The organism is Streptomyces sp. GLSS-08 (genome assembly GCF_056387915.1).
Map to the genome: position 1 here is coordinate 343,837 of NZ_JBWJAQ010000007.1, position 12,562 is coordinate 356,398.

The 12,562-nt window shown below is 72.0% G+C and carries 10 protein-coding genes; 3 read left to right on the plus strand and 7 right to left on the minus strand.

Going from position 1 to position 12,562, the window contains the following annotated elements:
* Positions 1 to 223 precede the first annotated feature (223 nt).
* From trhA to AC0ZLC_RS15580, 3 genes are read left to right on the plus strand one after another with little or no spacing between them, the layout of a single operon-like run.
* Positions 224 to 928 carry a PAQR family membrane homeostasis protein TrhA gene (gene trhA / locus AC0ZLC_RS15570; RefSeq protein WP_476752534.1) on the plus strand — a complete coding sequence of 235 codons (705 nt, stop codon included), beginning with the start codon at positions 224 to 226 and terminating at the stop codon, positions 926 to 928.
* A 22-nt stretch (positions 929 to 950) separates the two neighbouring features.
* The gene (locus tag AC0ZLC_RS15575; RefSeq protein ID WP_476752535.1) at positions 951 to 1,679 is read left to right on the plus strand and encodes a TetR/AcrR family transcriptional regulator; all 729 of its coding nucleotides are present in this window, start codon (positions 951 to 953) and stop codon (positions 1,677 to 1,679) included.
* A gap of 4 nt (positions 1,680 to 1,683) precedes the next feature.
* A complete protein-coding gene (locus tag AC0ZLC_RS15580; RefSeq protein WP_476752536.1) occupies positions 1,684 to 2,409 on the plus strand; it encodes a Mut7-C RNAse domain-containing protein in 726 nt (241 codons plus the stop codon).
* 1 nt (position 2,410) lies between these two features.
* On the opposite strand, the gene AC0ZLC_RS15585 is transcribed toward AC0ZLC_RS15580, so the two are convergent.
* The 7 genes from AC0ZLC_RS15585 to AC0ZLC_RS15615 form a co-directional block, all read right to left on the minus strand.
* Complete coding sequence (locus AC0ZLC_RS15585) at positions 2,411 to 4,822, minus strand: galactose oxidase-like domain-containing protein (RefSeq protein WP_476752537.1); 2,412 nt, start codon at positions 4,820 to 4,822, stop codon at positions 2,411 to 2,413.
* A complete protein-coding gene (locus AC0ZLC_RS15590; protein WP_476752538.1) occupies positions 4,819 to 6,027 on the minus strand; it encodes a glycosyltransferase in 1,209 nt (402 codons plus the stop codon). Before AC0ZLC_RS15590 ends, AC0ZLC_RS15585 begins: the two co-directional genes overlap by 4 nt.
* Positions 6,024 to 7,661, minus strand: a complete 1,638-nt coding sequence (locus AC0ZLC_RS15595) for an ArnT family glycosyltransferase (protein ID WP_476752539.1) — start codon at positions 7,659 to 7,661, stop codon at positions 6,024 to 6,026. The genes AC0ZLC_RS15590 and AC0ZLC_RS15595 overlap by 4 nt, the downstream gene beginning before the upstream one ends.
* Entirely contained in the window at positions 7,658 to 8,920 is a 1,263-nt protein-coding gene (locus AC0ZLC_RS15600) for a glycosyltransferase (protein WP_476752540.1), read from the minus strand. The genes AC0ZLC_RS15595 and AC0ZLC_RS15600 overlap by 4 nt, the downstream gene beginning before the upstream one ends.
* 188 nt (positions 8,921 to 9,108) lie before the next feature.
* On the minus strand, positions 9,109 to 11,148 hold the full coding sequence (locus AC0ZLC_RS15605) for a thioredoxin domain-containing protein (protein WP_476752541.1): 2,040 nt from the start codon (positions 11,146 to 11,148) through the stop codon (positions 9,109 to 9,111).
* A gap of 288 nt (positions 11,149 to 11,436) precedes the next feature.
* Positions 11,437 to 11,577, minus strand: a complete 141-nt coding sequence (locus AC0ZLC_RS15610; RefSeq protein ID WP_476752542.1) for a hypothetical protein — start codon at positions 11,575 to 11,577, stop codon at positions 11,437 to 11,439.
* Between the two features lie 94 nt (positions 11,578 to 11,671).
* On the minus strand, positions 11,672 to 12,331 hold the full coding sequence (locus AC0ZLC_RS15615; protein WP_476752543.1) for an HdeD family acid-resistance protein: 660 nt from the start codon (positions 12,329 to 12,331) through the stop codon (positions 11,672 to 11,674).
* Between the last annotated feature and the right edge of the window lie 231 nt (positions 12,332 to 12,562).

Below are 12,562 nucleotides of genomic sequence, written 5' to 3' on the forward strand. Positions count from 1 at the left end.
ACTCATTTGATCATCCGACGCCGCCGCCCATATGTCCAGAGGGCCGCCCACCTGAGCGGCGTGAGCATCGCCACTCCACTTGAGGTTTCCCCGCGCGCGTCCCTGGCTTCTCCCCGACCCCTCCCCGAAGACCCCCGGCATCCCGTGAGACGCTGGCCGCTGCCGACCGGCCAGCACGCCGTACTGATGCGTAACTTACGGTCCCGTAGGTACGATCGACCGCATGACTGCGCCCGTCCCCGACGTGCCCACGGACTCGCCGCCCGCCGGCCGCGGCCCCGTCGAGCTCCCCCTGCCGCACCCCGTCAAGCCCAGGCTCCGGGGCTGGCTGCACCTGGGAATGTTCCCGGCCGTGCTCGTCGCGGGCCTGCTGCTCACCGCCCTCGCCGACTCCGGCCGCGGCCGGCTCGCCTGCGGGATCTACACACTGACCGCCTGCCTGCTGTTCGGCGTGAGCGCCGTCTACCACCGCGGCGACTGGAGCCCGCGCATGGACGGCGTGCTGCGCCGGCTCGACCACGCGAACATCTTCCTGATCATCGCGGGCACCTACACACCGCTGACGATGCTGCTGCTGCCCGGCGCGAAGGGCCAGTGGCTCCTGTGGGGCATCTGGGGTGCCGCCGCGGCCGGCATCCTCTTCCGGGTGTTCTGGGTCGGCGCCCCGCGCTGGCTCTACACCCCCTGCTACATCGCCATGGGCTGGGCGGCGGTCTTCTTCCTCCCCGACTTCCTGCACGCGGGCGGGGTGACGGTCCTCGTCCTGGTCGTCGTCGGCGGCCTGCTGTACAGCGCCGGCGGCGTGATCTACGGACTCAAGCGCCCCAACCCCTCCCCTCAGTGGTTCGGCTTCCACGAGGTCTTCCACTCCCTGACCCTCGCGGCGTTCGTCGCGCACTACATCGGCATCTCGCTGGTCGCCTACTAGGACCTGTCCGACAATCTGTTCCATGGCCGCCACCGCACACCGCCCCACCGACGCACACCGCTCCACCGATGCACACCTCGCCGCCGCCCCGCCCCGCTCCGCCGCCGCACACGCCACCGCCGCCCAGGCCGGGCCCGGGCTCCGCGAGCGGAAGAAGGCCAGGACCCGGACCGCGATCCGCGACGCGACGTTCCGGCTGATCGAGCGGGAGGGGTACGCTGCGGCCACCGTCGAGCGGATCGCCGAGGCGGCCGAGGTCTCCCCGTCCACGGTCTTCCGCTACTTCCCGGTCAAGGAGGACATCGTCCTCGCGGACGGGTACGACCGGGTCCTGGAGACGGAGCTGCGGTCACGGCCCGCCGGCGAGCCCTGGCCGGACTCGCTGCGGCACGCGGTGGGGAGGATCCTCGCGCCCGGCGTCACGGAGGAGCCCGGAACGCTGCGACTGCGGACCCGCCTGCTGGCCGAGGTGCCCGCCGTGCGCTCCCGGCTGACCGAGAGCACGTCTCTCACCGCCGCCATGCTGTGCCGCGTCGTCGCCGAGCGCACCGGCCGGGACCCGGACGCCCTGGAGGTGCGGGTGTACGCGGCGGCGCTGGCCGGCGGACTCACGGAGGTCGTCCTGTACGGGGCGGAGCGCGGCCACCGGGAGGATCCCGCCGCGCTCGCCGACCGCGCCGTCCACGTCCTGGAACACGGTCTCCCCGCCTGGAAACCCGGAGGCCGCCGGCGTTCCCCCGTGGCATCCTGACCCGGTGAACGGACCGGAGATCCACGTCGAATTCGCCCCCGAACTGGGCCTGTTCGTGCCGCCCCCGCGCCGCGCCGGCGCCACCGGCGTCGTCACCGACGGCGCCTCCACGCTCGGCCACGTCGTCGAGTCGCTCGGCGTCCCGCTCACCGAGGTCGGTGCCCTGGTCGTCGACGGCCGGGAGGTGCCCGTGTCGCACATCCCCGCGGCGGGCGAGTCCGTCCACGTGCGGGCCGTCCGGCGCCCGCAGTCCGTACCCGGAGCACCGCTCCGTTTCCTCCTCGACGTCCACCTCGGGACCCTGGCCCGCCGGATGCGCCTGCTCGGCGTGGACACCGCCTACGAGTCCACCGACATCGGCGACCCGGCCCTCGCCACCCGCTCCGCGGCCGAGCGGCGCGTCCTGCTCAGCCGGGACCGCGGGCTGCTGCGCCGCCGCGAGCTGTGGGCCGGCGCCTTCGTCTACAGCACCCGGCCCGACGACCAGCTCCGGGACGTCCTGGGCCGGTTCGCCCCCGCCCTGAACCCCTGGACGCGGTGCACCGCGTGCAACGGCCCGCTCCGGGAGGCGACCAGGGAGGAGCTCGCCGGCCGGCTCGAAGACGGCACCAGCCGGTCGTACGACGTCTTCGCCCAGTGCGCGGAGTGCGGGCGCGCCTACTGGAGGGGCGCGCACCACGACCGCCTGGAGGCCATCGTGGGACGCGCCCTCGCCGAGTTCGGAAGCTGACCTACGGCTTCCGCAGGTCCCCCTTCCCGCAGGCCACGCCGTTCCCGTCCCGGTCCAGGCCCAGCGGGTCGTCCCCGCCGTTGACCCGCAGCCGGCCGTACTCGTTCGTCTTCAGCCAGCCGCAGCGGGCGTCCGCCGTCTTCCGCACCCCGTCCGGGAAGACCGTCGGCACGCAGACGTTGACCGACCCGTAGTGCCGGTCGCAGCCGGAGACCGTGGGGCCGACCTTCTGCGAGGCCCGCTTCTGCCCGGGCCCCCGGACGGTGCCCCCCAGCGAGCCGGCGAAGGCGTGGACGTGCGCCGAGGGCGCGTCCGCGGCCAGGGCGGACGGCCCCTGGAGGTGCACCCACTCGGCCACCGACGGCACCCCGTTGGCATCGACCGCGAAGAGCATGTACCAGCCGGGCGGCGCCAGGTTCGGGTTGCTCGTCACGTTCAGGTCGACGTTGTTCCCGTCCACGCTCAGCGGCAGGTCCACGAAACGCTGGTTCGGGTCGGAGGAGTGCGTCACCGCCGCCGGCCTGATCAGCTCCGCCCTGGCGATCGGCCGGTCGACCGTGATCCGCTGGGTGTCGCCGTACACCCACTCCTTGTCGATCACCGAAGTGATCGCCGGGCGGGGACCCCTGAGCAGATACGGCGGGGTGTAGACGGACACGTCGTGGTTCCAGGTGCCGTTGCCAGGGTTGTCGCCCGTCGTCATCACCCGGCCGTCGGGCAGCAGGAACGCCGACGAGTGGTAGCCGCGTTCCTCCGGGTCGGGCGTCACCGGATCGAAGGCCGAGGTCGCCGGATCGAAGATCGACGACTCGTAGACCGGGTCCGCCCGGTTGTGCAGGGCGCCGCCGGTCTCCAGGACCTTGCCGTCCGGCAGCAGGACGGCGGAGACGTACATCTTGCCCTGGGCACCCGTCTGCTCCGCCTTGCCGTTGCCGAGGTCGACCTTCCCCTGCGGGATCTGCGGGCCCGCGACGTACGACGGGTCGGCGGACTTGAGGTCGATGATGTCCGTCAGCCGGTTCGCGTCCGGGTTGGAGTCGATGTTGCCACCGCCGAGCGTCAGCACCTTCTGGTCCTGGGCCGGCGGCAGCAGCACGCTCGCGGACTGGTCGCGCTCGTCCTTGTTCCGCAGCCCCGGGACCGCGGTCGTCGTGTTGGCGTCGTAGTCGTAGACCGCCGAGCCCGTGCCCGGGGTGCCGTTGCCGAAGACATGGCTGCCCGAGTAGAACAGGCGGCCGTCCTGCATCAGGATCATCGACGGGTACAGGCCCCAGTACGACCAGGTCTGGTTGACCTTCCACAGCGGCTGCCACCGCCGCTCCGCGTCCGACCAGCGCTCGGCGGCCACCGACCCGGTGGAGTCCTCGCGCAGTCCGCCGAAGGAGAGCACGTCACCGTTGCCCAGCACGGTAGCCGACGGGTACCAGTGCCCGTCGTTCATGTCGTTCGTCCTGCTGTACGTCTCGGTGACCGGGTCGAAGAGGTACGAGTCCTTGTACCCCTCGTAGCCGTGCCCGCCCGCCACCGGGTACGCCCTGTTGCCGCTCATCACCAGGACCCGCCCGTCGGACAGCTGGACGTGCCCGGCGCAGAACATGTCCTTCGGCGTCGGAACGACCTTGTACGTGCCCCGCACCGGGTCGTACACCGCGGAGGTGAACGTGCCCGCCTCGAACATCTCCTCGCTGTTCCCGGAGCCCGCGATCAGCAGCACCTTGCCGTTGTTCAGCACGACGGAGTGCATGGACCGGACCGGGTTCCGGGTGGGCAGCACGTCCCACCTCCCGTTGGCGCACTGGTCGGCCGTGCCGGTGCACCGGACCGGCGGCGGCGCTTCGGCGACCTGCTCCATCGTGTAGTCGTCGGTGGTCACGGACCCGGTGCCGTAGACGGAGACACCCCACGTGATGCGGTCGGTGCCGGCCGGCACCGCGGGCGTGCGGACCGACGCCTCGGTCCAGCCGCCCGCCATCTGCAACGTCTTCAGGTCGGTCCAGTACTGCCAGCCCGCCGTCGCGTCGTGCCGGAAGAGCGTGAGGGACACGTCCGGGGTCGTGGACCTGTACCAGAGCCCGAGGTCGTACTGCCTGCCCGCGGTGACCACCGGCGCACAGGCCGCGCTCTCGGTGATCAGCGCCTTGCGGTCGCCGTCGGCACGCCGGGTCAGCTCGACCTTCATCGCCCTGCTGCCGGAACGGGCGTCCGCGACGGTGGAGAAGGTGAAGTCGTTGTCGCCCCAGCCGGACTTCTCCCAGCAGTACGGCATCCCGTCCGTGCCCGCCGTCTCGAAGCCCGGGTTCCGCACGAGGTTCGCCGCGGCGGCGGGCTGCGGCGAGACCAGGAGCAGTCCCGCGGCAAGACCCGTCACGGCCAGCAGGGACGTCCTGCGCCGTGCCCTGAAACGGATTCTCATGCGGCTCTCCCCACCGTGCGGTCGCGGCCCGCGCGCTTCGGCCCGGCGCCCCGGCGCGGCAGATAGACCAGCGCCTCGGTCCCCGCGAAGCGCAGGACGAACGTCATCACCAGCGCCAGCGCGGTGGCGGACAGCGCACCCATCCCGAACTCGCGCACGAACAGCGCGATCAGCGGGATGCGCAGCACCAGATCGGCGTTGGCGAGCAGCACGAACCGGCCCGTACGGTCCCATCCGTTGCGATGCCTGCGCCGCTCGCGGAACAGCAGATGCTCGATGAGCAGGAAGTTCCAGACGACCCCGAACTGGTTGGCGACGATCTCGGCCGGCAGGTAGTGCAGCCCGGCGGCCGTGAGCGCGTACAGACCGAGCAGGTTCGGCAGGAACCCGGTGGCGCCGATCAGGCCGAAGACCACCATCCGGGCGACGGGTGAGGCGGTGCGCAGCCCGGCCAGGTGGCGCAGGAAGCGAAGGCCCTCCCGCGCCGTCGACTTGGACTCGCCCGCGTACCGGTCCTGGAAGACGAACGGCACCTCGGCGACCTCGCGGGGGCGGCTGCGCACCGCGAGTTCGAGGAGGATCTTGTAGCCGAGCGGCTGGAGGATCTCCGCGGTGACCGCGCTGCGCCGGATGGCGAAGAAGCCGCTCATCGGGTCGCTGATGCCCCGCAGCCTGCCAGGGAACAGCGACTTGGTGAGCCAGGTCGCACCGCGCGAGACGGCGACGCGGTAGCCGCCGGCCAGCCCCGCACGGCTGCCGCCCTCGACGTAGCGGCTCGCGACGACGAGCCCGGCGGACGTCCGCTCGCCCGTGGCCACCAACTCCGGCACCAGGGAAGGCGGATGCTGGAGATCGCCGTCCATGACGACGATCCAGTCGGAGGTCGCCGCCTTCAGTCCCTCGACCACGGCGCCGCCGAGACCGCCCAGGGGCTCCTCCCGGTGCAGCACGGTGACCGGGAACGGGCAGTCCTGCGCGGCCCGGGAGATCACCTCGGGGGTGTCGTCGGTGGAGTCGTCCACGAAGACGACCTCGCAGGGCAGCCGGGCCGGCACCGACTCGGTGATGCGGCGCAGCAGTTCGCGGACGTTCGCGGACTCGTTGAAGGTCGGCACGACGATGGTGACGGCGCCGGGCTCGGGCACCTCGGCGGCGCGGACCGCCGGGTCGCCGAGTTCCTCGGGGACGGTGGACTCGTAGCTCATCGGGAACCTCCCACGGCCTGGATCCGACGGATCTCGATTCGGTCCTCGCCGGTGCCGAAGGTGGCGACCGGCGTCGAGTGCTGCATCGCGGCCGCGACGTTGGGCAGGTCGGCGGCGTCGCGCCGTACCGTCGGGGAGGCCACCACGTAGTCGAGGTCGCGCCAGCCGCGCGGCATCGTCCTCGTCACCGCCGGGTCCAGGTCGGCCTTGTAGAACCAGATGACGCCGAGCCCGGGCCGGTACCCGTCGTGCACCAGGTCGAGCCAGAGGACGTCGTCGACGAGGACCCGGGTCTTCCCGGGGTTCTCGACCCGGGTGGCGAGCCAGTGCGACGCGGCCCGGTAGGGGGCGTTCGCGTCGGCGGTCACCGCGGTGCGGTCGCCGTCGTACCAGCGGGGCACGACGTACAGGGCGGCCGCCGCCGCCAGCAGGACCGCTGTCGCCCGGCGTCCCCAGGTGACGTACGGCCTCTCCGCGGTGCTCCGCCGCCGGCGCAGCACCGCGTGCGCCACACTCGCGGCGCCCCCGGCGAGGACCAGCGCGAGGAAGGGCAGCGCCTGGATGACGTACATCGCGGGCAGATAGCCGTTCGGCCGCAGTGCCACCAGGGCGAGGACGCCGACGGTGAGCGCCGGCCCGGCCAGCGCGCGGGCGGTCACCGACCAGCGCCAGGTGAGCATGAGCAGCACGGCGCCCGCGAGACCGCCGAGGGGCAGGACGCGGTCGTAGTACAGCCAGGACCGCAGCACCCCGTTCGAGCCGGAGCCGGGGTCGAGGATGAAACCGGAACCGGGTCGGCTCATCTGGTACGTGATGCCGTCCCACAGCGAGACGTGCCCGGAGCCGGGGAGCAACTCGCCCTTGAGCAGGGCGAAGAGCGGATACGCCAGGCCGATCAGGACGCAGGCGGTGACGGCTCCGGTGAGGGCGAACTTGCGGGTGTCGCGGTGGCCGTGGCGCCACATGGTGACCACCAGCGCGGGCAGGACGACTAGCATCGTCTCCTTGGTGAGCACCGCCGCCGCGGCCGCGACGCCCGCCGCGAAGTGGTGCCACAGATGACGGTTCGGCGAGGCGGCCAGGCAGAACGCGAGCAGGGTCCACATCACCGCGATGTTGTCCAGGAAGATCTCGCGCTGGAGCACGACCGACAGCGGTGAGAGCCCGAAGATCGCCATGGCGAGACCGGCCGCCCAGCGCGGCAGCCGGAGCCGCCGCGCGAGGACGTACAGAAGAACCGCGCTCGCGGCGCTGACCAGCAGCATCGTCATCCGCATCGGCCCGACCGTCATCGACGACGGGCTGATCTTCGCGGGGATCCAGGTGAGTGCCGCCAACTGGATCCAGCCGAGGGGCGGATGGTCGTACCAGTACGTGTAGTGGGCGAGCCCGCCGCCCCGCTGCACGGCCCACGCCTGGGCGAGGTAGGTGCCCTCGTCGTCGCTGAGGGTCGGGTAGTCGGCGATGTTCCAGCCCTGCACGACCATGATCGCCACGAGCAGCAGCCCGCAGAGGACCAGATCGGAACGCGAACGGCGAAAACGCGGGACCTGAAGGACGACGGGAACGTATCTGGGCGCACGAGGCCGCTGCGCGGGGACCGTGCCGGTCACCGCGGGAAGGGTGGAGGTCACGCAGGGACGTCCTCTCGGATCGCTTCGGTGAGGTGCGCACCTACATGACTGGTCAACTCCCAGTCGTTGCGGCCCCGTTGTTCCCGCCACACCGCGCGGACGGCCGCGCCCGCGAGAAGCACCTGGTAGAACGGCCCGCCGGCGATGAGCTTGAGGTAGTGCACGAACCGGACCCGCAGCCCGTACTGCTTGCCGAAGTCGTGCAGGCCGACCAGCTCGAAGACGAAGGTGACCATGGCGGTGACCGCCGGCAGGAAGGTGATGAAGGCGATGCCGACCGGCACGTCGAGGAAGAGCGCGACGGCCACGTTGAGCGGGATGACGACCCCGGAGACGGCCTGCAGATACGGCGTCATCAGCGTGTAGCGGGCGAGCAGCCGCTGCCCGAATCCCGGCAGCTGCTTCCAGTCCCGTTTGCGGTAGACCTGGAGGAAGCCCTGGTTCCAGCGGGTGCGCTGCTTCAGCAGGGACACCAGGCTGCCCGGTGTCTCCTCCCGCGTGACCATGTCGGAGTCGTACGCGACGACGACCTTCTTGCCGACGCTGGACAGCCGTACCCCGAGGTCGCAGTCCTCGGCCAGGCAGTCGGGGTCCCAGCCGCCGGCCTCGCGCAGCACGTCGGTGCGCACGAAGACGGTGTTCCCGCCAAGCGGAATGAACCCTTTCTGCGCGTGCAGATGCAGCCGCGAACGGAACCAGAAGAAGTACTCCAGGCAGTTGCGCAGGCTGTACCAGCTGGAGTGGAAGTTGATCAGCTGCACCCCGCCCTGCACGACGTCCGCGCCCGTGGTGCGGAACGCGTGGTCGACGTGGGCGAGCAGCTCCGGATGGACCTGGTCCTCGGCGTCGAAGACCCCGACAACCTCGCCGCGGCAGTGCGGCAGCGCCGTGTTCATGGCCCTCGGCTTGTTCTTCTTCTCGTGGGTGTCGACGACGACCCGCACGCGCGGGTCCCGGGCCTCGGCCCGGCGGGCGACCGCGGCGGTCTCCGGGTCGTCGTGTCCCACGATGACGATGATCTCGTAGTCGTCGTGACCGGACTCGAGCAGGCGCTGGATCGTGTGGTCCAGCACGGCCTGCTCGTGCCGCGCGGGCAGCAGCAGCGAGAAGGACAGACCCTTCCCGCCGTCCGGTCTGCTGAAACGGGTGGAAGCGAGCACCTCGGGCGTACGCCACGCGTGCATCTGCCACCACAGAGTGAAGGCGGCCATCCAGAACAGAGCCAGTGAAACGGCAGCGATGAAGACAGACGTGAGCAACAGATCCCCCCAGATCCCCAAACCCCTGTCGCGACGGGGTGCCATCAACCGTCGCGTCACCGTGAGGAGACTAGGGGGGAACTGTGAAGCCCGTACGCTGTTCAGATAAATAGAGTGTTTCGGAACGCCAGGTCGAGTAAGCGCATGTATGCGACTACGTCGGAAGTTACCGGTCCAGACCGCCTGTTTCAGTCAGAGACCGCGCTGCCCAGCGCCTCCCGGAGCCGCGCGACGTCGGACGTCGGAGCGTCACAGGTGAAGTTGCGGCAGACGTACGCGGCCGGTTCACCGTCCAGGAGCCGCCGGTCCGCCAGCAGCGGCAGTTCGTCACTGCCCGGAGCCCCCACGGCGACCACCGCCCCCGGCGCCGTCCCCAGAAGAGCCGCACGGTGCAGGGCCCTCGTCGCCTCGGCGTCCGCCGGGCCGACGACCGCGACCTCGCGGGGCCCGTCGAGCAGCGCCTCCGCCACCGAGAGACCCCAGCCCACGAAGCGCGGGGCGCGCGGCCCGAGCGTCCTCACCACACCCAACGCCCGCTCCGCCGCGGTGCGGTGGGGCTCGGCACCGGTCTGCGCCGCGTACGACAGCAGGGCTCCGGCCGCCGCGCTCCAGCCGGAGGGCGTGGCGTTGTCGGTGGGGTCCTGCGGGCGGCGGATCAGACGCTCCGCGTCGGCCGCGGTGTCGAACAGGGCGCCCGACTCGGCGTCGGCGAACTGCGCGAGAACGTGGTCGAGCAGGAACCCGGCGAACTCCAGCCAGACCCCCTCGCCGGTGACCGACGCCAGCGCGAGGAAGCCCTCGGCGACGTCCGCGTAGTCCTCCAGCACCCCGGCGTGCGCACCGGGCCGGCCGTCCCTGCTGGTCCGCGCCAGCCGGGCACGGTCGTCGAGGTGCAGCCGTACGAGGAGGTCGGCGGCGCCGATCGCGGCCTCCACCAGGTCGGGACGCCCGAAGTAGGCGCCGGTCTCCGCGAGCGCGGCGACCGCCAGGCCGTTCCACGCGGCGACCACCTTGTCGTCGCGGCCGGGAGCCGGACGCCGCGACCGGGCGGCGAGCAGCCGCTCCCGGACCGACGCGATCCGCTCCGCGTCGAACACCTCGTCCTGCTGCGGGAGTCGCAGGACCGAGGCGCCCTCCTCGAAGGTGCCCTCCTCGGTCACGCCGAAGTACCGCGCGGCCAGTTCCGCGTCGTCCCCGAGGACGTCGCGGAGCTGCTCCGGCGTCCACACGTAGTACGCGCCCTCGACGTGCCTGCCGGTCCCGTCGTCGCTGTCCGCATCGAGCGCGGAGGCGAAGCCGCCCTCGGCGGTACGCAGTTCGCGCACCATGAAGTCGGCGGTCTCCAGCGCGACGCGCCGGGCGAAACCGGACCCGGTGGAACGCCACAGGTGCGCGTAGACACGGCACAGCAGGGCGTTGTCATAGAGCATCTTTTCGAAGTGCGGGACGATCCAGTCGCGGTCCACCGAGTAGCGGGCGAACCCGCCGCCGAGCTGGTCGTAGATGCCGCCCCTGGCCATCTGCTCGCAGGTGTCCCGCGCCATCTGCAGGGCGCCCTCGGAACCGGTGCGGGCGTGATGGCGCAGCAGGAACTCGATCACCATGGACTGCGGGAACTTGGGCGCTCCGCCGAAGCCGCCGCGCTGCTCGTCGTACTCCCGGGTCAGCCCGAGCAGGGCACCGGCCAGTTCCTCCTCGCCCGGCGCCCCGGTGCCGCCGTAGTCCAGCTCCCGGCCCGCGAGATCCCGCACGATCTTTCCCGCGACCTCGGCGACCTCGGCGTGACGGTCGGTCCAGGCACCGCGCACGCCCTCCAGAACCTGACCGAAGCCGGGCATCCCGTGGCGGGGCTCGGGCGGGAAGTAGGTGCCGAAGTAGAAGGGTTCCGCGTCGGGGGTGAGGAAGACCGTCATGGGCCAGCCACCCTGCCCGGTGGCCGCCTGCACCGCCTCCATGTACACGGCGTCGACGTCCGGTCGCTCCTCGCGGTCCACCTTCACACTCACGAAGTGCTCGTTCAGGTAGGCGGCCGTCGCCTCGTCCTCGAAGGACTCGTGCGCCATGACGTGGCACCAGTGGCAGCTGCTGTACCCCACGCTGAGCAGGACGGGCACGTTGCGCCTGCGCGCCTCGTCGAAAGCCTCGGCCGACCAGGGCCACCAGTCGACCGGGTTGTCGGCGTGCTGGAGCAGATACGGGGACGTGGCGTGCGTGAGTCGATTGGGCATGCCCCAATCCTCGCGCACCCGGGAAGCCCCCGCCCACACGCCACGGATGCAGGCGGCGAACGGGTCGGCGCGGGGCGACGGCCTGCTCGCATCAGCTGTCGGGGCCGCCACGACCCAGCCCCGGGCCGGGAAGCTCGTGCCTTTTCCGACCTGGTTCGTGGCGGGCCGGCGCCAGCCGTGCCACGCGCGGCCAGTCGGCCGTCGCCCCGGCCGCCCGTGGTGTGCCGGGGCGGCGGCGTGGCACACGCACCCGGAGCGCCCCGGGCTGCGGGGTTTCCCGACCATGACTCACGGAGCCGCCCGTCCCGTCGCCTGGTCGGCCGCCGCGAGGAGCACGGGCGGCTCGGACGCCGGCGGCGCGACGGTCTCCCCGTACCGGTGCCGGTTGACGTCTTCGCCGGAGTCCGGCGGGGGTGCGGCCGGGTTCATCGGATCTCCTCTCCGCATGCGCCGGTGGCCCGCGGCGGTCGCCGATCGGGACGACGGTCGTGGAGGCAGTCGCGGCGGAGCGGCGCGCGCGGTGTCAGGCCGTCGGGGCGGGGGCGTGCGGCCCGGTCGTGTACGCCTTGCGGAGCGCGGCCCGCCACGCGAGGGCGACCACCGCCTCGGCCAGGCCGAGCAGGACGAGCCACAGACCGAGCAGCCGGGTCAGGGCGTGGGCCGACTCGGCGGGCAGGGCGAGCACGACGATCCCCGCGGCGATGCCGAGTACGGCGACGGCCGAGACGACGCCACGGTGCGGCAGGTCCTCGACGGAGATGGCCGCGTAGAGGGTGAGGATGCCGGACACGAGCCAGACGACCCCGGTGATCAGCGAGAGCGCGGCGATCGTCTGCAGCGGGTTCCGCAGGCACAGCACCCCGGCCAGGACGTACAGCACTGCCAGGAGCAGCCCCGGGAGCCGTTCGTGCCCCTCCCGCGCGAAGACGGCCACGAACCGGAACGCCCCGGTCACCAGCAGGTACAGGCCGATGAGGACCGCCAGGACGTGCAGTGTCGCCTCCGGCCAGACCAGGATCAGGACGCCCGGCACCAGCGTCGCGACGGCCGACCCCAGGAGCCAGGTCCATGAACGGCCGAGCCGCGCGAGCATGTACGCGGAGTCGCCCGTGTGGCCGGGGACCGCCCCGTCGGGCTCGTGTTCGTGTCCTGTGCGCGATGCCGGGCCGGGCGACATGGTCATGGCTCCTCCTCGCGTGACCCCGCCGTCGCCTCCGAGGCCGACGGGGCGGGGTCAAGGGGGTGGTGTGCGAACGTCTGACGGCTCCAGGGTCACGCCTGCCGCTCGGTGACCGGCTCACCCACCACGGGTGATCGGTCCACGCCGCCGTGGCAGTGAGGTGCGCGTCCCCGGCGCTCGGCCCGTCCACCTTCCGGCCGGACGCAATGAGAAGACACGGGATGAGCGATCCGA